Source organism: Chloracidobacterium sp., from assembly GCA_016715795.1.
Lineage (GTDB): Bacteria > Acidobacteriota > Blastocatellia > Pyrinomonadales > Pyrinomonadaceae > OLB17.
Genome location: JADJXP010000002.1, coordinates 717,759 through 740,024, shown reverse-complemented (window position 1 = coordinate 740,024; position 22,266 = coordinate 717,759). Strand labels below are relative to the sequence as shown.

The window sequence follows — 22,266 nt, the reverse complement described above, 5'->3', positions numbered from 1 at the left end:
AATGCAGAAGCGACTCTGACTGTGCAGATCATAGGTTTTGCAATGGCGATGAGCTTTGTCGCCCGGGTAAGCCCGGATCCGACTCGCGTGGATGCCGAGCCGGAACGCCAGTTAAGTGCGGTCGGGATCAGACCTGTTTTGAACGCATTGGGTGTGCCCCCTCCTCATGTGCGGGTGCCGATAGAGATAGCGACGGGTATGCGTCAATTGAATGTCGCGGTCGAGACTGTAACGATTCTGACCCTGCAATTAGTCCCGGCAATCGTGAGGTTTGGGATGCTCAGAACCGTGATGAAGATTGCGATCTAACTACGAATGGGTCTGCTGAGTTCTTCAATGCTGCGCAGGTATGCGACGGCGAAAATGGGGTTGTCCTCATCCCCTCATTGCGACGTGTGATGTGCCCAAGCGGCTCGGTGTGCGTACCACAACCGTCCGGTGGCGGCGTTTGTGCCGGAAGGCCCGATGGATATGATCCGCCGCCGCGGTTTACGGCACCGCAGCAGCAAACCGGGCATCCTCTCGAAGTAAGGACCTTAGACCAAAAGATAACACCATCGATCATTCCACCGAGAATTAAGCCGTCTAATTTTCTCGAGCATTAGCGGGCGTTAGGTTTTCGGCGATGCACCCTGCGCCAATCTTACTACTCTGCCCTGATCGCCGTGACCTTCCAGCGAATGTTCGCGCGGTCGTCCTCTTTTTTGAAGCCGTCGAGCGTGAGCGTAACGGGCACGGTCTCGTCGGGGCCGAGCGTCGGCTGTTGGACGGGGACGACAAGCAGGCGGCGTTCTTTCAGCACGTCTCCAAATTGTGTGACGACGGCGACGTTTACCTCCAGGGCGGTGATGGTGCGCGTGCCCTTATTGCGGACCTTGCCGTGGATGAACATCGAGATCGTGCCGAGGCCGGTCGGCGACTGAACCGTTCGGTCGTCGGTCGAGAGGATGATGTCCTTGTTGAGGTCGGCGTATTCAGGCGAGCCTTCGCGGTGCGACCCGGCAAGGATCGCCGCCGTCTGGTCCTCGATCGACGGCGTCCGCATTAGCAGCGCGATAGCGACCCCAACGGCCACAAGGCCGATAACGGCGCCGATGATCAGGATCGGGTTGATACGCTTTTTCTCAGGTGCGGCGAACATCTCTTGCATGCGCGTTTATTCTAACGCAGAGAGTCACGAAAGCGAATTTGGCCGCGGATCACGCGGATGAAACGGATAAGAACAGATATGAAAAGCGCTTATCCATCTTTTCTTTATCTGTGTTATCCGCGTTATCCGCGGCCAAATTTGCGTAGGTTTTCACGTGTCTGTGTCTTTAGGTTAAAGTTACTTCTGAGTGCCGCCCAAGAAACAACCCAAATTCGTCGAGGCCGCGTTGCCGGTGCCGTTGAGGCGGCATTTTACGTATCGTGTGCCGGAACAGCTGCGCGGTTCGATAGTGGTCGGCGCTCGGTTGAAATTGCCGTTCGGCAAGCGGAACCTGACAGGCTACGCCGTAGGCTTGCATGGCGAGATGCCCGCGGACCTTGATGAATCGAAACTCAAGGACGTTTACGAGATCGTCGACGAAGAGCCGCTCATCACACCGGAAATACTAAAGCTCGCCGAATGGACGGCGGATTATTACGCGTCGTTTCCGGGCGAGATGCTCAAGGCGGCGTTGCCCGCCGGGCTTCATGCTGAACGCGTCCGGCCAAAGCGGCGCAAGGCCGTTCGCTTGCTCAGCGACATTCCGCTGGACAGCGACAAAACGCTCAGCGAACAGCAGAAATTCGTCATCGAGATGCTCGCCTCGAATGGCGGCACGATGCTGTGGACCGAGGTGCTGGAACAAGCGGACGTCACTGCGTCGCCGCTGAACACGCTCGTGAAACGCGGTTGTATCGAGGTCTATGTCGAGGACGTTCGCCGCGACCCATTAAACCGGGCCGAGTTCCCTGACGTTGAGAAATTCGAGCTGACGAGCGATCAGCAGACGGCGTTGGACAGCGTTGTTGAGGCGTTGAAGAAAGGCGAGTATCACGCGTTTTTGCTGCACGGCGTGACGGGCAGCGGCAAGACGGAGGTTTATATTCGCGCGATGCGCGCGGCCCTCGACGAAGGGCTGTCGGCATTGATGCTCGTGCCCGAGATCGCGTTGACGCCGATCTTTTCGCGGCGGCTGAGGTCAGTGTTTGGGTCGCAGGTCGCGATACTGCATTCGAGCCTCGGCACCGGCGAGCGCTACGACGAATGGCGACGAATTCGATTGGGACAGGCGCGAATCGCCATCGGAACACGCTCTGCCGTCTTTGCGCCGCTTGAGAATCTCGGCCTCGTGATCGTGGACGAGGAACACGACGGATCGTATCGCCAGCACGAGTCACCTTTCTATCATGCACGCGACGTAGCCGTGATGCGTGCGCATTTTGCCAATGCCGTCGCCGTTCTCGGCTCGGCGACGCCGGCGATGGAATCTTTTCACAATGCTAAAAGTGGCAAATACACATATTTACAGCTTCCCGAACGCATCGCGGGACGCTCGCTGGCCGACGCCCGGATCGTGGATATGCGTGAGGTTTTCAAGCGTGCGGGCAAGGACGTTGCCCTGTCGCCCGAACTGCTCGAAGCCATCGCTGCCACGCATGCTCGCGGCGAGCAATCAATCGTGCTGCTCAACCGCCGCGGCTTTTCGCAATTCGTGCTGTGCCGCTCATGCGGCGAGGCGATCAAATGCCGCAACTGCGACATCACGCTGACGTTCCACCGTCGCGACGGCAAGCTGATCTGCCATTACTGCAACTACCGCATCACCGCGCCGCGAATTTGCCCGAAGTGCGAGAGCGAATATCTCTATTTCATCGGCGAGGGCACCGAGAACCTCTCCGACCAGTTGATCAAACGCTTTCCCGCGATGCGGATCGCCCGTGTCGATCGCGACACGATGACGCACAAGGGCGAGCTCGACCAGGTGCTGCTCGACTTTGCCGCCGGCGGCCTCGACATGCTTGTCGGCACGCAAATGATCGCGAAGGGGCACGACTTTCCGAACGTAACGTTGGTCGGCGTTGTCGGCATCGATATCGGCCTCGGCATGCCCGACCTAAGGTCTGCCGAGAGGACGTTCCAGTTGATAACCCAAGTCGCCGGCCGCTCCGGCCGTGGCGACAAGCCCGGCAATGTCCTGATCCAAACCTATTACCCCGACCACTACGCCCTGCGGCACGCGATGCGGCAGGATTATGAGGGCTTTTATAATGAGGAAATTCGCTTTCGCGAGAGGCTGGCGTATCCCCCGTTTGTCGTGCTCGCGTCGATGATGATCAAGCACCGCGACCACGGCCACGCAATGCGGCAGGCCAACATTCTGCGGCAATCCCTGGACTCCGCAAACACCACACGCCACGTCCGCATACTCGGCCCCGCACCGGCATCGATCAGCCGCCTAAAGAACGAATACCGCATCCAGATCATCATCAAAGGCCTCTCACGGCGCGCTCTTCGCGACACTCTCGACAACGCCATCGCGAACGCAGAAGCTCGCGGATGCGACATGCGAAGCGTCTTTATCGAGATCGACCCAATAAACCTGATGTAGCATGGCCGGCAAACTGCCCCCGTCCGTGCTAATTGGCGACTAACCGTTTTTGCTGGATTTCGGTAAAATTTCGAAAGATGAAGCTGTCCGACCTCGCTGCTGTCACAAAAGCTACGGTTGAACGCGGATCGCCCGATACCGAGATTACGTCGGCGGCAGGGCTCGATATCGCGGCTCCGGGCGAGGTAACCTTCCTCGCGAATCCAACATACACACCGCAGGTCGCTACGACAAAGGGTTCGGCAATATTCCTGAGTTCAGGTGTTGATATTGACCGCGAGGACATCGCGATCCTCCGTGCAACGGATGCATACGTCGCCTACACGCTTGCGCTTAGGGCCTTCTTCCCAGAGCCTGAGGTGCTTGCCTTCCAGCATCCGACGGCCGTTATCGATCCCTCCGCGAATGTAGCCGCCGCGGTCGAGATACACGCGAATGTGGTGATCGGGGCTGGTTGCACGATCAGCGACGGCGTAAGGATCATGCCGAATGCGACCATCTACGATGGGGTCAGCATCGGGGAGAACACGACCATTCATTCGGGCGTTTCTGTCCGTGAGAATTGCGAGATCGGCCGCAACTGTATTGTCCACAACAATTCCACGATCGGATGCGATGGTTTCGGTTATGCGAAGACCGAGAATCGACGCTGGCTCAAGATACCGCAGACCGGCCGCGTAGTCCTCGAGGATGACGTCGAGATCGGTGCGAATACCGCGATCGACTGCGCTTCGGTCGGCGAGACACGCATCAGACGCGGAACAAAGATCGACAATCTCGTCCAGATAGGCCATTCGTGCACGGTTGACGAAGATACACTCATCTGCTCGCAAACAGGCCTGGCCGGAAGTTCGCACATCGGCAAACGCGTCCTGTTGACCGGCCAGGTCGGCATCGCAGGCCACCTGAAGGTCGGTGACGACGTTATAATCACTGCGAAGTCCGCGACCTCCCACGATGTCGAACCGGGGAAAGTGATATCCGGTATTCCGGGATTCGATAATAAGGACTGGCTCCGCTCGACTGCGGCGTTCAGGAGGCTTGGCGAGTTTGCAACCCGGCTTAGAAAACTAGAGAAGAAGGTCTTTGGGGCCGAACCGTAATCATAGGGCGGCAACCCTTTGTTATGAAAACATCAGATTCCGGCTACGACATAACGCCGTTGTCAGGCGACACCATCCAACGCCTCGCCCAGGACCTTAGCGATGACGAGTACCGGATTCTATTGAACCACGGTACCGAACCGGCATTTTGCGGAACGCTCCTCGATAACAAGCTGGATGGCATATACGCTTGCCGTCTCTGCGGCCTGCCGTTGTTCAGATCTGCCAACAAGTTCGATTCAGGGACAGGTTGGCCGTCCTTCTATGCTCCGTTCGATATGCAGCACCTAATCAATATCGAGGATAACAGTTGGGGAATGAGACGCGTCGAGATCAGGTGTGCCCGCTGCGGTGGTCATCAAGGCCACGTCTTCCCTGACGGCCCACCGCCTACGGGGCTGCGCTACTGTCTGAATTCAGCGTCGCTCGAGTTTTTTCGGGACGGTGAGCCGGTCGAGCAGAAAGTGTGACCCACAAGACACTAGTCTATTCGGCATGAGTAGCCGTCCGCTCGCGGGCAAGTAGCTTTGCCTTTCGCTCCACGCCCCAGCGATAGCCGCTAAGTTTGCCGTCGCTCGCTACGACGCGGTGGCACGGAATAAGTACAGCCACACGATTTTTTGCACACGCTTGGGCGACGGCACGGACCTTCTTTTTGTCGCCCAACGCCTCCGCAATTTCGGCATACGACCTAGTCTCGCCATAAGGTATCTTCCGCAAAAAATCCCAAACCTGCATCTGAAACGCCGTTGCCTGCAGGTCAAGCGGCAGGACGAGCCGCCTACTTTTGCCCAAAAGATACTTGATGATCGCATCGACCGTGTTGGCGAGATCGTCCGATGCCTCGGTGATCTCGGCGTTTGGAAATTCCCGTGAGAGGCCGTCGGCGAGCTCTTTTTTGGTATCGCCAAACGTAACGCTGCAAATGCCGCGTTTCGTTCTCGCGACGAGCAATTTACCTAGCTCGCAATCGGCGATCGTGTAATTTATCTTCATTCCCTGCCCGCCTTTTTTGTAAACCGCCGGCGTCATACCGAGCCCATCTGAAGCTTTTTCATACAACCTGCTGCTCGACCCGAAGCCCGCCTCATACATCGCCGTCACCACGTCGCTGCCTGACCGCAATTCATCCTTGAACCTTTCCATTCGTTTTGCCTCCGCGTATTTTTTTGGCGTAATTCCGATGATCTCCTTGAAGCTCCGCTGCAAATGATAGCTGCTCAACCCGACCGCCGCCGCAAGTTCGCCCAGCGTCAAAGCGTCGCCGTCGATCAACTCGCACACTCGAAGCACGCGGTCGACCTGCGGATCGACCGAGTTGACCTCGTTGGGACGACACCGCTTGCAAGCCCGAAAGCCGTTATTCTCGGCAGCCCCGACCGTCGCGTAAAAATCAACATTCGCACGATTTGGCAGCCTGGCACGACACGAGGGACGGCAGTATATGCCCGTCGTTTTCACACCGATCACAAACGCCCCGTCAAACCTCGCGTCATTCGTTTCAACAGCTTGCCAATACAGTTCCCTATCCATGTTTGCGAGTCTATCCCCAGCCACAGCTAAAATCTATCCGATTGTTGCGGTAGAATTTTTTATTGATGGAAAGGATCGTTCTATTTGACGGCGTCTGCAATTTTTGTAACGGCGCGGTGAATTTTATTATCAGGAATGACCCTGACGGACGCTTCAAATTTGCGCCGCTGCAATCCGAGACAGGCCAAAGTCTGCGGGCTAAGCTTGATATCGGTGATGATATTGATTCGATAATTTTGGTTGAGGACGGTCAGGCGTTCACGCACTCATCGGCTGCCCTGAAGATCGCTCGCGGATTGGGCGGAATATGGTCGCTCGGATACGCATTCATTGTCATACCCACGTTCATCCGTGACTGGTTTTATAAGCTGTTTGCAAAATTTCGCTACAAACTATTCGGCAAAAAGGACGTGTGCATGATACCGACGCCCGATTTAAAAGATCGGTTTTTATGAATAAATAACCACAGATAAACACAGATGCACACAGATCATCTAGAACTCTATCCGTGTCTATCTGTGTTCATCTGTGGTTAATTCTTCTTTCATGAGTTATTCGCTCGACACATTAGAATTCGGCCGCCTGCTCGAGTTGGTCGCCCGCAACGCGCAAACACCCATAGGCCGGGAGCGGGTAATCTCGCTGTGTCCGCTGTCGAACCGTATCGAATTAGACGCCGCCCTTGCAGCAATTTCTGAGGCCATCGAACTCGTTGACGAGAAACAAGTTTCGTGGTCATTCAGCGGCCTCGGAGACCCGTCTGGTCCACTCGCCATGCTGCGCATCGAGAACGCAGCCCTCGAACCGATGGCTTTACTCGAAATTTCACGCGTGTGCGCACAGGCTTTATTCGCCCGATCCGCTATCCAACCAGAAAAGGACGCGGCCCCGACGCTGTGGGAAATAGTCGAGAATATTCCGCCATCGCTGCTCGCCGTTACCGAGCAGATCAACAAGAAGTTGCTACCAAGCGGCGAGATCGACGACGATGCCTCGCCCGAACTCGCCGCGCTCCGACGTGAGATAAACGCCCAACGCGCTCGACTAACAAAGTCGCTCGAATCCGCTATGCGGGCGGCCGGAACGGCGATCCAGGACGAGATCGTCACGGTCCGCAACGACCGCTTTGTGATTCCCGTAAAGGCCGACTTTCGCGGCAAGGTCGGCGGCGTAGCGCACGGCTTCTCATCCAGCGGCCAGACCGTTTATGTCGAACCGCTCGCCGCCATCGAGGCGAACAACGAACTCCAAAACCTCAAGGGCAAAGAGGAACGCGAGGTCGCCCAAATACTGTTTTCGCTAACCGAAATGCTTCGCGAACAGATCCCGGCCGTCGAGTCCGCCGTTGACGCGGTCGCTGAGCTAGACGCGATCAAGACCAAGGTCGAATTCGCCCGTAAATTCAACGCCGTCGTGCCTCAAATAACGGACGACACCCTCGACCTCATCGATGCCCGACACCCATTGCTTGAAGAGAACCTGAAGGCGACGGCGACGAAGGCGGAAACACGACCGGTAGGGAGTGTGCCCCGAGAGGACAACGAGATCGTCCCATGCTCATTCACTCTCACGGCGACCAAGTCGGTCATGATCATCTCCGGCGCCAACGCCGGCGGCAAAACGGTCGTTCTAAAGACCGCCGGCCTGCTAAGCCTGATGGCGATCTCAGGCCTGCCAGTTCCCGCAAAGGGCGCAAAAATTCCCTTTTACCGCTCGGTCCTCGCCGATATTGGCGACCATCAATCGCTCAGTGCCAACCTATCGACATTCTCATCTCATATGTCGAACATAGCCGGCATGATCCGCGAATGCCGACCTCCATCGATCGTCCTGCTCGACGAGGCCGGCACGGGGACCGACCCCGACGAAGGCTCGGCCCTCGGCGTGGCGATCGTGGATCATTTCCGCCGCAACTGCGGTGCACACGTCATCGCCTCGACGCACTATCGCGGCCTCAAAATGTACGCCGCCAACGACGAAGGCGTCGTCAACGCCTCCGTCGAATTCGACGAAAAAACGCTCCAGCCAACTTATAGGTTGTTAATCGGCCTCGCCGGTGCCTCATCCGGCATCGAGATCGCCCGTCGTTTTGGGATCGATCAGCAGGTAATCGACTCGGCACGCAAAAATCTCGACATCTCGGCCCAAGAGGCCGCAAAATACCTCCAAAAACTCCAAACCGAAACCCGCCAGGCCGAGGATCTTCGTGCTGCTCTCGAAGAAGAACGCGAAGCCGTGGCGATGAAATTCGCCGGTCTCGAGATCGAGGCTGTAAAGAAGGAAAAAGCACGGCAAAAAGAATTCGAAGGTCAGCTAGCCGCCGCCGTCGACGATTTCGACCGCCAGTCGAAAGCATTTCTCAAAACCATCGAAGACAAAGCACTCAAGAACCGCCTCGAAAAAGAACGCCTGACTCGAAAGTCCGAACTAAACCGCGCCGTCATGCAGAAGATTTCAACCGCAGAGACGCCGAGACGCGGAGGTTCCAGATCAGGCTCCCCTCCTTACGAAGGAGGGGTGGCCGCCGCTTCGCCGGACGGGGTGGTTCTCTCGGTCGGCAGCAGAGTCATCACATCCTTCGGTAACACCGGCACCATCGAGCGTATGGACAAAGAGGTCGCCGAGGTCCTAGTCGGCAACCTCCGCCTCCGCGAAAAACTTGTCGATCTGCGCTTGTCGGAACCGCCTGCGTCAGCGGGCGGCCAGTTGTCTCGTGGTAAAGGTAAGCACAGCATGCCACTCGGCCGCCCCATCGACGCCCCCGACACAGCCGCCGAACTCAACCTCATCGGCCGTACCACCGCCGACGCCGAATACGAACTCGACCACTTCCTCGACGAAGCCTACATGTCCGGCGTTCCTCGCGTCCGCATCATCCACGGCTTCGGCACCGGAGCGCTAAAGAACTACGTCCACCACTTCCTAAAAACCAGCGACCTAGTCGCCCGCTTCGAGTTCGCCCCCGACAACCAGGGCGGCCACGGTGCTACAATTGCGGAACTCAAACGATAAATGGTCTTCGACCAATACTTCATCGACGACCTGAAGATGCGTGCCGCGATTTTGAGGTTCTCGTTGACACAAAACGGCATTAGGCGGAAAATCTGACTATGACCGCGACGCTTGAGATAAATTTGCCCGATTCCGTCAAACTTAGTGATTTTGATCTGAAAATGACGCTCGCCGCAAAGATGTATGAAGACGGAACTCTCTCGGGCGGGCAGGCGGCGAACTTGGCCGGGGTATCGAAGCGAGAATTCCTCGAATCTCTCGGAAAGTATGGAGTGTCGATCTTTGGCTATTCGCTCGACGAACTGGAAGACGATATGGGCGAGGTTGCGATCCACGAGCGGATCGCAATAACTGAGAGTCTGGCCGGCTCGCTTCGACCAGATGGCAAGTATGTCCCGATGACTCGCGAAGAAGACCGGGAACTGATCGAAGAGTACCTTGCCGAAAAACATTCCTAATGCAAATCCTGCTCGATACAGATGTCGCGTTGGATTTTCTTCTTCGTCGCGAACCCTTCTTCCCGAATGCTAATGAGATCTTCCGTCTCAACGCTCGTAAACAAATCACCATCCATTTAGCCAGCGTCACGCCGGTCAATATTTTTTATATCGGACGTAAACTTAAAGGGCGAGAAGATGCTTTTAAAGCTGTTCGCCGCATTGTCCGGTTGACCCGCATTTGCCGCACCGACGAAAGCGTTCTCAACGCCGCCCTGAATCTTGGAATATCTGATTTCGAGGATGCCGTTCAGGTAGCCGCCGCCGTGGCTGAGCGCCTCGACGCGATCGTCACGCGGAATTTCAGTGATTTCGAGGCGTCACCGGTTCCTGTGTATGATCCGACTGAGTTCCTGAGTCTCGTCTCGAAAGGTTGATGCTCTTCGACCAATACTTCATTGACGACCTGAAGACCCGGGCCGATCTGGTGCGGATAATACAGCCGTATGCGCTGGACTTGAAGAAAAAGGGGCGGAACTGGATGGCGTGTTGTCCGTTTCATCAGGAAAAGACACCGTCATTCTCGGTGAGTCCGGAAAAGGGATTTTATAAATGCTTCGGCTGCGGCAAGGGCGGGACGGCTTTCAATTTTCTGATGGAGATGGAAGGGCTCAACTTCCCCGAGGCCGTCAAACGTGTTGCCGAGATGAGCGGCGTACCGCTGCCCGAGCCGGTCGATGACGTCAGTTTTCAGCGGTCAAAGCAGCAGCGTGAAGAGAAGAAGCAGCTTGCCGATCAAGTGATCGAGCTAAACGAGGTAGCGCTTGAGTTTTGGGAAAAGGAACTACAAGGAAAAAGTAAAAAGGCAAAAGAGGCGAGGGAATATCTCGCTAATCGGGGCATCTCTGAAGAGATACAACGGCGGTTCCGCATCGGCCTTTCGCCTGATAAATGGGACGGCCTGCTCAGCGTGCTGCGTGACTTTGGTGCGGACGAAAAGGTCATCGCGCAAAGCGGGCTTGTCTCGGTAAACGAAGAGAAGGAACGCACGTACGACCGCTTTCGTGGGCGGATCATGTTCCCGGTGCTCGATGTCAACGGGCGGCCGGTGGCATTCGGCGCACGCGCGCTAAAACCCGACGATGAGCCGAAATACCTCAATTCGCCCGAGACGCCGGCATACGTCAAGAGCGAGCATCTCTACGGTCTCTTTCAAGGCAAGGACGCTATCCGCAAGAAGACGTTCGGCATTCTCGTCGAAGGCTACCTCGACTTGATCGCACTCGTCCAGTTTGGCGTGACCAATGTCGCAGCGAGCCTCGGGACGGCGTTTACTGAGCAGCAGGCTAAGCTGCTTGGCCGCTTTGCAAAGAGCGTCGTCATCAATTACGACGGCGACTCGGCGGGCATCAAGGCTGCGCGGCGGGCGATCGAACAACTTTTGCCGCAGGATTTTGACGTCAAGGTGCTCGTGCTGCCCGACGGTAAGGATCCTGACGATTTTATCCGCGAGAACGGGAAAAAGACCTATGATCAGGCGCGCGGCAACGCTGAGCCTTTTATGCAGTTCGCCATGCGGACCTCGGTCGGAGAGCGAAACATCGCAAACGCCAAGCAAAAGGCCGCCGCGATCGAGGAATTCCTGCCTGTCGTTGCCGCGATCCGCAACAGCATCCAGAAACGCGAGAGTTTTGACCAGGCAATGGAGTTCTTTCACGTCGAAGACGCCGGCCTCAGGCGTGAATTGTGGAATTCCCTATCACAACAACGTCACGGCATCTCACCCGCGGTCACGCAGAAGATATCGCGCGCTGCCCGCCCAAAGACCACCATCGCCGAACGCCGCCTGCTCGAGCTGCTAACCTACGACCGTGAGCTTCGCGACACGGTAATGCCGATAATCGAACCGAGCGATTATGAGCACCTGGCGACCGCCGAGATGTTCGCGGCGTTTGTCGCCATACAGCAGCGAAAGCAAGATATCGGTCCCGAGGAGCTAATGGAACAACTCGATGACGACGAAGACATGCTCAACGTAGCTCACGAGGTCCTTCAGGCCGCAAGGCCGCGCCCGGACGAGCCTATCGACCGCGTTCTGCGCGAAGCCGAGGACTGTATTTTTGCTCTTCGCGGCATGGCTATTGGACATCGGGTTGCCGAGATCAGCCGCGAGGCTGCGCTGGCCACGCAATCCGGCAATATCAAGCTCGCCAATCAACTCGCGGCCGAGCAATTGGAGTTGGAAAAGATTCGCCGCAGCCTTCAGCAACGCATCAAAGATTTGTGATATACTTTACGATTTGATTCCGGACGGCAGGGGCGCAACATTTTCCCGGCCGCCGCCGTTAGAATATTGAGAACAACTATCTTCACGCTATATAGATCAAACCGCATTTATCGCTGAATATGCCCGATTACGACGAGAAACAAGACTTAGTAGACCGCCTGATAGCCCGCGGCAAGCGCAAGAAGGGGCTGAGCCTCGATGACCTTCATCGTGAGCTGCCGGCAAATATGCTCTCAGCTGAGGACATTGAGGATGTCCTCGAACGCCTGGAGAGCGCCGATATCTCCGTAGCCGAATCGGATGCCCAATTGCTCGAACGCGCCTCAAGTCTCGCCCTCGACGACGAAGAGGAAACGGCGGAAGAGGAAGAGGATCTCGACCTCGATCTGTCGGCCGGTGTGCTCGATAAATCAAATGACCCGGTTCGCCTTTACCTGCGCGAGATGGGCGTCGTGCCGCTGCTCAACCGTGAGGGCGAGGTTGCTATTGCCAAGCGCATCGAGCGCGGCCAGATCAAAACGCATAAGACCATTTCGCGTTCGCCCATCGCCGTCGAACGCCTGCTCAAGATCGGCGAAGACCTCGTCGCAGGCAAACAGGGCATCCGCGAGACGGTCGTATTTAGCGAACAGGCCGAGATCTCGGTCGAGGAGGACAAGGCCGAGGAGTATCTGCGCTGGACGCTTGAGGGCATCGAGAGCATTCGCGGCAACTATCAAGTAGCACTTAAATCGTGGACGCAACTCCTCAACGAGCAGGAAAAGACGGCCGGTAAAAAGACCAAAAAGCTGCTTCGCCTCAAGCGAAACACCGCCCGCCTGCGTCTCGATATCGCCCAGGAGATCAAGAATCTCAACCTGACCGAGCGTTCGCGCCAGGTGTTGATCGCAGCCATTCGAAAGGTTGTGGGTGATATCAAGGACGCTGAAAAAACGATCAAGAAGGCCAAGGACAAGCTCGAGAAAAAACCCGAAGCACCTGTAAAGAAAGAACTTAACGCCAAGGTCCGCGAGGCCAAGGCCGTCATCGCTGAGATCGAGGAAAAGTACCGCCTGCCTGCCGTCGAGATCAAGCGTTCGCTGCAGACGATCAACGTTGGTGAATTTGAGACCAATAAGGCCAAACGCGAACTAGTCGAGGCCAACCTGCGTCTCGTCGTCTCGATCGCCAAGAAATACACCAACCGCGGCCTGCAGTTCCTCGACCTCATTCAGGAAGGCAATATCGGCCTGATGAAGGCCGTTGATAAATTCGAGTGGCGACGCGGCTATAAGTTCTCGACCTACGCCACGTGGTGGATCCGCCAAGCCATCACGCGTGCTATCGCCGACCAGGCACGCACGATCCGCATTCCGGTGCACATGATCGAAACGATCAACAAGCTGATCCGCACCTCGCGCCTGCTGGTTCAGGAACTCGGTCGCGAACCGACGAGCGAGGAGATCGCAAAGCGGATGGACATTCCGGTCTCAAAGGTCCGCAAGGTCCTAAAGATCGCGCAGGAACCGATCTCGCTCGAAACGCCCATAGGCGAAGAAGAAGATTCACACCTCGGCGATTTTATCGAGGACCGCTCGATACTGAATCCGGCCGAATCGGTGACGTTCTCAAACCTCCGCGAGATCACAGACGAAGTGCTCGCCACGCTCACGCCGCGTGAGGAAAAGGTCATCAAGATGCGCTTCGGCCTCGGCTCGACCGGCAGCGAGCACACGCTCGAAGAGGTCGGCCAACACTTCGCCGTCACCCGCGAACGCATCCGCCAGATCGAGGCAAAAGCCCTGAGAAAGCTGCGGCATCCGTCGCGGTCGCGGCGGCTAAAAGCCTTTCTCGAAGGAAAACCATAAGCAGTAACCGCGAAAAACACGAAACACGCAAAACCTCGATTTAGTGTGTTTTCGTGTTTTTCGCGGTTTCTATCGCTTCTTCCAGGTCCCTTATCTTCCCGTCTAATTGCAACTCATAGACCGCATCGAGAATGCGTTTGAAGTCCGGGCCGGGTTCGAGGCCTAGTTCGATCAGATGGCGGCCTTTTAGGATGGGTTCGGGGGCGCGTTTCTCGACCTGTAGGGAGCGGACCTTTTCGATGAACCATTCCTGCGCTTCGGAGCCGAAGATCATCTTGCTGCGGTCGCCTTGCGGGTAGCGGCCGAGGGTGTCGGCTTTGGCGACACGATAGAGCAGGTCGGGCTCGACCTTGCGGGCGAGGCGGCGGAATGCTCCGTCGCCGACGGGCGATTTGGCCTTGTGCCATTCGCCGGGGACGAGGTGATAGCGGACGAGTTGGACGATCTGTTCGCGCACATCAAAACCATCAAGCGTAAAGATGCCGAGACGGTCGAGCAACGATAATGTCGGTTCAACGCCCGCTTCGTCGTGTCCGCGCGAGCGGATACGGCCGTCGATCTGCTCCGTTGTCGGCGGTTTGCCGAGGTCGTGGCAAAGAGCTCCGAGCATGACGGCGGCCTGACGTGCGCGATCGAGATCGTCGATCAGCCTTCGCGCCTCGTCGCAGACCATCAGTGTGTGAACGTCAACGTCGCCCTCAGGATGCCAATCTGGCTCCTGCGGCACGCCGACCAACGACGCAAGCTCTGGAAATATCTGATCGACAACACCAAGATCATAAAGCCAACGCAGTCCGATCGACGGTTGCCGTGCCTTTAGCAGCAGTTTTTCAAGCTCGCCCCAGATGCGTTCGCGCGGCAGATCGGTCACATCGATCGTGCGGCAAACGTCGGCCGTTTCGGGCTCGATCTCAAACTCAAACCTCGCCGCAAACTGCGCCCCGCGCAGCACTCGGAGGCTGTCCTCGGCAAATGTATCGGGTGATACCATCCGCAGCGTGCGGCGTGCAATGTCACTCTGACCGTCAAACGGATCGACGATCTCGCCCGTGAGCGGGTCTTTCAGTATCGCGTTGATCGTAAAATCCCGCCGTCTGCATGCATCCTCAAACGACATCGACGGATCGCCCTCGACAATAAACCCGCGATGCCCGCGAGACGCTTTTCGCTCCCGGCGCGGCAGCGAAACGTCCAAATGCCGCCCGACCTTATAGACCGCGAACGCCTCGCCGACGACATTGACCTCGCCAAATCTCGCAATGATCTCACGCAGCCGCTCCGCCTCAACGCCGTAGATCTCAAGGTCCCAGTCCTTCGATGCCTGCGGCGGCGTGAGCAACGGATCGCGAACGCAGCCGCCATTCAACATCGCCCGCCCGCCCGCATCGCGGACGGCCGTTGCCAGGTCGAGCACGGTTGTTGGAGCGTCGCTCATCATTAATCAGTCTAACCCAGTTTTTCGGCCGCACCTGTGTCGCCTGGCCGTCTTTATGAAATCTTTATGTGCTCCTTACACAGCCTTTAGACATCGAAACTTATTCTGAAAAAGCTGGCCCCCAGTTGCGGCCAGACCTGCGGTGCGGCCATCGCCTTTCGGTGTTCCGCCGCATTGTTATGTCATCAGCAAATACAGCAACAAACGAGGCCATTGGAAGCTGGGCCAACGGCGACCGCCGGGCAGCAGCCAAACCTGCGACAAAACCGCATCATCAAAAACACCCTTGGTGGCAGGTGATGTGTCTGACGGGCCTCGACTATTTCTCGACGCTCGGCTACCAGCCGGGCATTGCCTTCGCGGCCGCCGGTGTCCTCTCGCCGATCGCCACGCTGATCCTGGTAATGCTGACACTCTTTGGAGCGCTGCCGATCTATAATCGCGTCGCGGCCGAGAGCCCACATGGCCAAGGATCGATCTCGATGCTCGAGCATCTGCTTTCACGCTGGAAGAGCAAGCTGTTTGTCCTCGCCCTGCTTGGCTTTGTAGCGACCGATTTTGTCATCACCATCACGCTCTCCGCAGCTGATGCCGCTGCTCATGTGATCCACAATAGTTTTATCGAGGAGCACCTGCCCCAGTTCGACCATCCGGTCGCGGTCACGCTCGCGATGATCGCCCTGCTCGCGGCCGTCTTCTTCAAAGGTTTTAAGGAAGCGATCGGTATTGCCGTGTTTCTGGTCGCCGTGTATCTCGCGCTGAATCTTGTCGTGATCGCAGCCGGTGTTTATCACCTGCTGCTCGAACCGTCGCTGCTAGCAAATTGGCGGACTGCCGTCTTTACCAACGCCGCGACCGGCGGTACGCGAAGCATGTTCATGATAGCGGGCCTTGCCCTGCTTGTTTTCCCAAAGCTCGCCCTCGGCCTGTCAGGATTTGAAACAGGTGTTGCCGTGATGCCCCTCATTGACAACCCTAACCGTATCCGCAAAACGCGAAAGCTGCTCCGCACGGCGGCGTTGATAATGAGTTTTTTTCTCATCTTCAGCAGCCTGATCACGAGCGTCCTGATCCCGGTTCAGGAATTCGAAGAGGGCGGCAAAGCTCAGGGGCGTGCTCTGGCTTTTATTGCACATCAATACCTTGGCGAGATATTTGGCAGTGTCTATGATGTCAGCACGATTCTGATCCTTTGGTTTGCGGGTGCGTCGGCAATGGCCGGGCTGCTGAGTATCGTCCCACGCTATCTGCCGCGATATGGAATGGCCCCGAACTGGGCACGTTCAACGCGCCCGCTCGTGCTGATCTTTACGGTGATCTGTTTTGCGATCACCTACATCTTTTCCGCAGATGTCGAGGCCCAGGGCGGCGCCTATGCCACGGGCGTCCTGGTGCTGATCACATCCGGAGCGATCGCTGTCACGATCTCGGCATGGGTCCGCAAACAGTCCGTAAAATGGGCATTTGGGTTCATAGCCGTGGTGTTCTCATACACGACGATCACAAACATCGTCGAACGGCCCGACGGTATAAAGATCGCATCGCTATTCATCCTCGGCATCGTAGTCGCATCATTCATTTCCAGGGCAATGCGGACGACCGAGGTTCGTATCCAGAAGATAGAGATGGATCGGACGGCCGAGAGGTTTATTGAAGACCTTGCTGAGGGTGATATTCGCATCGTTACGAATCGCCGCGAGGAAGGAGATCTGACCGAGTATCGCTTTAAGGAACATGAGAAACGCGTCGATAATCACATTCCGGCGAATGACCCGATCCTTTTTTATGAGATCGAAATCGGTGATGCCTCTGAGTTTTCGGGAAAACTCAGGATCACGGGTGTCGATATCGACGGCTATCGGATCCTCCGAACACACGCACCGGCAGTCCCAAACGCTATTGCCGCGCTGCTGCTGCACCTGAGGGACAAGACGGGCAAGATACCGCACGTTTACTTTGGCTGGAGCGAGGGAAACCCGGTCAAATACCTTATTCGTTACATCCTTTTTGGCGAGGGCGATACTGCCCCCGTGACTCGTGAGATATTGCGGCAGGCCGAACCCGACCCTGAGCTGCGTCCGAGCGTGCATGTGGGCGGCTAACGCTGATGACGGTCAAATACATCCATCAGGTGGGCGCCGGCGAAAAGCAGCGGGATCGAAATGAACGTAAACACCATTGAGGCCGCTGCAAAGCGCGCGTCACCCGGCACAAGCGCGTGAACAACGCTCAGTACCAATCCAAGCAGCGGCGACGTGATGCCGCCGACCAGTGAGATCAGCAGGGCGAAGATTAGCCCGTAACGCGGCCGCTCCGTCGGCCTAACGGCATTGCCCCGTGAGATCGCCGCTGCCGTGTCGAGTCGCGCTGCCATACATCGCGAAGATATCCGCGCGAACGTAAGTTGTGCGTAATGACTTTATAAAAAGTCTATAAAGGTAGGGGCGAAAAGCGATAGCCGACCCATGGCTCGGTCAGTATATATCGCGGCTGCGAGGGCTCGGCCTCGATCTTCTTGCGGAGTTGGCCGATAAAGACGCGAAGGTATTCTGTCTGTTCGGTGTAGTCGCCGCCCCAGACAGCGGCGAGGATCGCTCGGTGCGTCACTACGCGGCCCCGATTGCGAAACAGGAAGCTGAGCAGGTCAAACTCTTTGGGTGTAAGATGCACCGTCTTGCCGGCGACAATCACCTGTCGCGTCGCGGTGTCGATCCTAAAATCGCCGTCAACGAGGGGTGCAGACGCATCTTCCTCATTCCGTGATCGTCTCAATGCAGCCCTGACGCGGGCCAAAAGCTCATCAATGCCGAATGGTTTTGTTACATAATCGTCGGCTCCGGCGTCGAGGGCCTCGACCTTAGTGCGTTCCTCTCCGCGAACGGACAGAACGATGATCGGCACGGCAAAAGCCTTTCGTATTTCACGGCAGACAGCGATCCCGTCCATTTCGGGCATCTGTAAGTCCGTAATGACAAGGTCCGGATGCCAGTCACGAAACGTCTCCAAGCCCGAGACGCCGTCCGCGGCGGTGCGCACATCATACCTGTGGGCCGACAGGCTGTGTCGAAGGACCCGCGTGATCTGCGGTTCGTCGTCGATCACAAGAACTTTTTTGTTCTCACTCATCTGTTGGCCGCCGGAAGCTCGACTACTATCTTCGCACCTCGCCCGTGCTCGCCATCCTCGACGCTTATCGTTCCGCCCTGAGCCTCGACTATGCCGCGCGCGATCGCAAGGCCGAGGCCCAAGCCACTCGCCGGGCCTTCGCCCAGCCGGACAAACTTTTCGAATACCCGTTCCCGCAGATCATTCGGGATGCCCCTGCCCTCGTCGTTGACCGAGATCGTAAGGCTGCCGCTATTGGCAGCTGCATTGATCGCGATCGTCGATCCCGAAGGTGAATATTTCGCCGCATTCTCAAGCAAATTATAGATTACCTCGGCAACAGCTCCGGCATCTGCCTTCACCATAAGCTGATCGCCCGTATCGACCTTAAGGATGTGCGCCCCCGTAACGGGCATGGCACGCTCAACGGCCGCCACGATGATCTCATCGACGCTAGATATCGAACCCGCGTCAGTCGAGCCCGCCTCGACGCGTGCGAGCGCGACCATCCCTTCGATAAAGCCGTTGAGCCGGTCAGTCTCTTCGTTGATGATCGAGAGGAATTCCGCTCGGCCCTCGCTGTCGAGTTCGATCGTGCGTTGACCGCCTTCGCTGTCGAGAAGCGTTGTTACTGAAGCCTTTATCGATGTCAACGGCGTCCGCAGGTCGTGCGTGACGGCATCGAGGAGTGCGGACTTTAGCTTTTCACTCTGCTTTAGTGCCTCAGTGTGGGTTGCCGTCTCAAAGGCCTCCTGCAACTCGTCATAAAGCCGTTCCGCCTCGCGAGCTCGCCTCCGAGCATAACTCGAAAGTTCGCCCGCCATGATCGCGGTAACCGTAAATGCGGCCCACGCGATGAGGTTTTGCGGTTCCGCGATGTGCAGTTCGCCGATAGGCGGCAAAAAATAGTAGTTGAAACACAGCATCGCCGCAAACGACGCCAACAACGCCGGATTGCGCCCGAAAAACGTTGCCGACGACAACACGATCAGCAGGAACGCCATCGCTACTGTGATCTGGTTGATACGTTCGGATGCCAAGAGCAAAGCAAACGAGACTGCCAGAACGGCACCGACCGAAATGCCGTACCGCAGCAGTCTCTTTCGTCGGCCCAAGCTCATTGCTTGAGTCGCTCAAGTAAAAGCTCTGTGAGGTTATCCAATCCGACACGCTCCTGCTCCCATGTATCACGGTCTCGGACAGTGACGGCGTTGTCGGTGAGGGATTCGTGATCGACCGTGACGCAGAACGGCGTACCGATCTCGTCCTGGCGGGCGTAGAGTTTGCCGATGCCGCCGGTGTCGTCGTAAACGGCACGCATCGAGGGTTGCAGATCGTGTTTGAGTTTCTTGGCGAGAGTTACGATCTCGTCGTTATTCTTGGCAAGAGGCAGGACGGCAACCTTGATCGGGGCGATTTCGGGTTTGAGTTTCAGGATCACGCGCGTCTCGCCTTTGTCGTTTGTCTTCTCGGTGTAGGCGTCCATCATCACCGCGAGCAGCGTGCGGTTGACGCCGATCGACGGTTCGATGCAATACGGATAGAAACGCTCGTTGGCCTGCGGGTCAAAATATGAAAGATCCTCGGTCGTGTCGGGATTGATACGTTTTCCGGCGGCATCCTCGGGCTTTTTCGAGTGGACTCGAAGGTCGTAATCAGTGCGGTTGGCGATGCCAAGAAGCTCGTCAAATTGCCTGTCTTCCTCTTCCCGCTCCGGGAAAAAGCGATACAGAAAATCGACCGTTCGATCCGAATAGTGGGCAAGCTCAGCCTTCGTCTGTTCGTAATGAACGACGTTCTCGCCCGAGATGCCGATGGACCGAAGCCACCCGTCGTATGCGTCGATCCACTCCTGATGGATACGCGGCGCATCCCCAGGACGGCAGAAATACTCGATCTCCATCTGCTCGAATTCCCGTGTGCGAAAAATGAAGTTGCCCGGCGTCACCTCGTTGCGAAACGCCTTGCCGATCTGCGCTATACCGAACGGCAGCTTTCGACGTGAGGTGTCGAGAACATTCTTAAAATTCACAAAAATACCCTGCGCGGTCTCGGGCCTCAAATAAGCCAACGCCGCCGGATCATCCTCGGCCGAAGCCGCTCCGACCGTAGTCCTGAACATCAGGTTGAACGCACGCGACTCGGTCAGATTTGTCGAGCCGCAATTCGAGCACACGAACTTGCCATCAGCGTCCTTTTCGAGCTTGTCCTCACGCAAGCGCGTCTTGCAATCACGACAATCCACGAGCGGATCGCTGAACGTGTCCTCGTGACCGCTGTACTTCCAAACCAATCGATTCTGAATGATCGACGAATCGACGCCCTCTATGTCGTCGCGTTCGTAAACGGCCCACCGCCACCAGCTTTGCTTGATGTTATTCGCCAGTTCGACGCCCAGAGGCCCGTAGTCCCACGACGAGCCGAGGCCGCCGTAAATATCCGACGCCGGATAAACAAATCCGCGGCGCTTGCTCAAGGAAACAATGGTCTCGATGTTTGGTGCAGTCATAAGGAGCTGTCTAATAATTGTTAACTATTAATTTGTTAATTAGTAAGTAGTGTCCGGAATGAATCAAACGATCGCACCGACCAGGTCGTAATCGTGGGCCTCGGTGATGCGGACGTCGTAGATCGTCCCGATCTTGGGTTCGAGCCCGTCGGGAACGTCGTTGATCAGAACATGGCCGTCGATCTCCTGTGTCTGGCCCTCGAACCGGCCTTGAAACAGCAGGTCGGATTCTTCTGAAAGGCCCTCGAACATTACCTTGTACGTCCACCCGACCTTTGATCGATTCAGTTCGCGGCTGATCTTGGCTTGTTCCTTCATCAGGCGGTCGCGACGCTTCTTGGCGATCTTAGGATCGACCTTGTTTGGTAGATCATAGGCCGGCGTGCCCTCTTCGTCCGAGTAAGTAAAGACACCGACGTTATCAAACCGGCAATTTTGGACAAAAGCGATCAATTCTTCGAAATCCTCATCCGTCTCGCCCGGAAAACCAGTGATGAACGTAGTCCGTATCGTGATCCCGTCCACAGCGGCACGAACACGGCCGATCAACCGTTCAAGGGATTCTCGCGTGCCGCCGCGTTTCATCAGCTTTAGCACATTCCGCGAGGCATGCTGCAGCGGCATGTCGAGATATTTTACTGCCTTTGGGGTCTCGGCAATGGCAGACAAGAATGCATCCGATATGTGGGTAGGATACGCATACATCACGCGAACCCATTCGAGATCCTCGATTTCGCCAAGGGCACGGATCAGGGCGGGAAGAGCATCAATCTCGCCGAGGTCTTCGCCGTAGCGAGATGAATCCTGCGCTATCAGCACGACCTCCTTGACTCCTTGCTTTGCGAGCATTCTCGCCTCTTCCACGATCGAACCGAATCGCCGCGACCTGAACGAACCCCGCATAGACGGTATCGAACAGAATGCGCACGGCCGGTCGCAGCCCTCGGCGATCTTAATGAATGCAGTATGCGATTGTGTCGCACGCATCCTGGGCGTGTACTCGTCGTAGAGGTATGTCGCGCTCTTGTTGCCGACCGGAGTAATTGTCAATTGGCGTGCATCAAACTCATCATCCGCAGCCTTTAATATGTCGTTGACCTGCGACGTACCGATGAACGCATCGACTTCCGGCAACTCTTTCATCAGATCGTCTCGATAACGCTCAACGAGACAGCCCGCGACGATAACGCGTCCCGCCGCCCCTTCAGATTTCCACCGCGTAGCTTCGAGGATGGCATCGATAGATTCCTGCTTGGCAGACTCGATAAAGCCGCACGTATTGACAACTACCGTATCGGCGTCCGATGCGTCATTCGTGATCTCATATCCGGCCTCGGCGAGTTGGCCCATCATTACCTCGCTGTCCACGAGGTTCTTTGGGCATCCAAGACTGACGAATCCTACCTTTTTCATCCCAAAC

Annotated in this window: 19 protein-coding genes; 11 read left to right on the top strand and 8 right to left on the bottom strand. The window is 56.7% G+C overall.

The genetic code is table 11. From position 1 onward, the window contains the following. Positions 1 to 21 precede the first annotated feature (21 nt). A complete protein-coding gene (locus IPM59_08250; protein MBK9215579.1) occupies positions 22 to 309 on the top strand; it encodes a hypothetical protein in 288 nt (95 codons plus the stop codon). A gap of 337 nt (positions 310 to 646) precedes the next feature. On the opposite strand, the gene IPM59_08245 is transcribed toward IPM59_08250, so the two are convergent. Next, positions 647 to 1,150: a hypothetical protein gene (locus IPM59_08245; protein MBK9215578.1), complete on the bottom strand. Its 504-nt coding sequence runs from the start codon at positions 1,148 to 1,150 to the stop codon at positions 647 to 649. A 187-nt stretch (positions 1,151 to 1,337) separates the two neighbouring features. On the opposite strand from IPM59_08245, the gene priA reads away from it, so the two are divergent. The 3 genes from priA to msrB all read left to right on the top strand — a co-directional run bounded on the left by priA (position 1,338) and on the right by msrB (position 5,151). Next, entirely contained in the window at positions 1,338 to 3,578 is a 2,241-nt protein-coding gene (priA, locus tag IPM59_08240; GenBank protein ID MBK9215577.1) for a primosomal protein N', read from the top strand. A gap of 77 nt (positions 3,579 to 3,655) precedes the next feature. Continuing rightward, a complete protein-coding gene (gene lpxD, locus IPM59_08235; GenBank protein ID MBK9215576.1) occupies positions 3,656 to 4,681 on the top strand; it encodes a UDP-3-O-(3-hydroxymyristoyl)glucosamine N-acyltransferase in 1,026 nt (341 codons plus the stop codon). A gap of 23 nt (positions 4,682 to 4,704) precedes the next feature. Then, positions 4,705 to 5,151 carry a peptide-methionine (R)-S-oxide reductase MsrB gene (gene msrB / locus IPM59_08230; GenBank protein ID MBK9215575.1) on the top strand — a complete coding sequence of 149 codons (447 nt, stop codon included), beginning with the start codon at positions 4,705 to 4,707 and terminating at the stop codon, positions 5,149 to 5,151. 16 nt (positions 5,152 to 5,167) lie between these two features. Here msrB and ada read toward each other — a convergent pair whose 3' ends face one another. Beyond that, positions 5,168 to 6,214 (bottom strand): bifunctional DNA-binding transcriptional regulator/O6-methylguanine-DNA methyltransferase Ada, encoded by a 1,047-nt coding sequence (gene ada, locus IPM59_08225; protein MBK9215574.1) that lies wholly within the window; start codon positions 6,212 to 6,214, stop codon positions 5,168 to 5,170. A gap of 65 nt (positions 6,215 to 6,279) precedes the next feature. Here ada and IPM59_08220 point away from each other — a divergent pair, with 65 nt between their 5' ends. From IPM59_08220 to rpoD, 6 genes are all read left to right on the top strand, one after another. Then, a complete protein-coding gene (locus IPM59_08220; GenBank protein MBK9215573.1) occupies positions 6,280 to 6,669 on the top strand; it encodes a DUF393 domain-containing protein in 390 nt (129 codons plus the stop codon). Positions 6,670 to 6,760: 91 nt separating this feature from the next. Continuing rightward, on the top strand, positions 6,761 to 9,226 hold the full coding sequence (locus tag IPM59_08215) for a Smr/MutS family protein (GenBank protein ID MBK9215572.1): 2,466 nt from the start codon (positions 6,761 to 6,763) through the stop codon (positions 9,224 to 9,226). A 98-nt stretch (positions 9,227 to 9,324) separates the two neighbouring features. Then, positions 9,325 to 9,684 (top strand): UPF0175 family protein, encoded by a 360-nt coding sequence (locus IPM59_08210; protein MBK9215571.1) that lies wholly within the window; start codon positions 9,325 to 9,327, stop codon positions 9,682 to 9,684. Then, complete coding sequence (locus IPM59_08205; GenBank protein MBK9215570.1) at positions 9,684 to 10,100, top strand: PIN domain-containing protein; 417 nt, start codon at positions 9,684 to 9,686, stop codon at positions 10,098 to 10,100. Before IPM59_08210 ends, IPM59_08205 begins: the two co-directional genes overlap by 1 nt. Then, entirely contained in the window at positions 10,100 to 11,950 is a 1,851-nt protein-coding gene (locus IPM59_08200) for a DNA primase (GenBank protein ID MBK9215569.1), read from the top strand. Before IPM59_08205 ends, IPM59_08200 begins: the two co-directional genes overlap by 1 nt. Positions 11,951 to 12,069: 119 nt before the next feature. Beyond that, entirely contained in the window at positions 12,070 to 13,797 is a 1,728-nt protein-coding gene (rpoD, locus tag IPM59_08195) for an RNA polymerase sigma factor RpoD (protein MBK9215568.1), read from the top strand. Positions 13,798 to 13,837: 40 nt separating this feature from the next. Here the strand turns inward: rpoD and IPM59_08190 are convergent, their stop codons facing one another. Beyond that, on the bottom strand, positions 13,838 to 15,235 hold the full coding sequence (locus IPM59_08190; GenBank protein ID MBK9215567.1) for an HD domain-containing protein: 1,398 nt from the start codon (positions 15,233 to 15,235) through the stop codon (positions 13,838 to 13,840). Between the two features lie 296 nt (positions 15,236 to 15,531). On the opposite strand from IPM59_08190, the gene IPM59_08185 reads away from it, so the two are divergent. Next, the gene (locus IPM59_08185) at positions 15,532 to 17,334 is read left to right on the top strand and encodes an amino acid transporter (protein ID MBK9215566.1); all 1,803 of its coding nucleotides are present in this window, start codon (positions 15,532 to 15,534) and stop codon (positions 17,332 to 17,334) included. Here the strand turns inward: IPM59_08185 and IPM59_08180 are convergent. The 5 genes from IPM59_08180 to rimO all read right to left on the bottom strand — a co-directional run bounded on the left by IPM59_08180 (position 17,331) and on the right by rimO (position 22,259). Beyond that, entirely contained in the window at positions 17,331 to 17,606 is a 276-nt protein-coding gene (locus IPM59_08180; GenBank protein ID MBK9215565.1) for a hypothetical protein, read from the bottom strand. The two genes, IPM59_08185 and IPM59_08180, sit on opposite strands and share 4 nt — an antisense overlap. 56 nt (positions 17,607 to 17,662) lie before the next feature. Then, positions 17,663 to 18,358 carry a response regulator transcription factor gene (locus IPM59_08175; GenBank protein MBK9215564.1) on the bottom strand — a complete coding sequence of 232 codons (696 nt, stop codon included), beginning with the start codon at positions 18,356 to 18,358 and terminating at the stop codon, positions 17,663 to 17,665. Continuing rightward, positions 18,355 to 19,458, bottom strand: coding sequence for a DUF4118 domain-containing protein (locus IPM59_08170; protein MBK9215563.1), 1,104 nt, complete (start codon positions 19,456 to 19,458; stop codon positions 18,355 to 18,357). The genes IPM59_08175 and IPM59_08170 overlap by 4 nt, the downstream gene beginning before the upstream one ends. After that, positions 19,455 to 20,846, bottom strand: coding sequence for a glycine--tRNA ligase (locus tag IPM59_08165; GenBank protein ID MBK9215562.1), 1,392 nt, complete (start codon positions 20,844 to 20,846; stop codon positions 19,455 to 19,457). The genes IPM59_08170 and IPM59_08165 overlap by 4 nt, the downstream gene beginning before the upstream one ends. Before the next feature lie 63 nt (positions 20,847 to 20,909). After that, complete coding sequence (gene rimO, locus IPM59_08160) at positions 20,910 to 22,259, bottom strand: 30S ribosomal protein S12 methylthiotransferase RimO (protein ID MBK9215561.1); 1,350 nt, start codon at positions 22,257 to 22,259, stop codon at positions 20,910 to 20,912. Positions 22,260 to 22,266 lie beyond the last annotated feature (7 nt).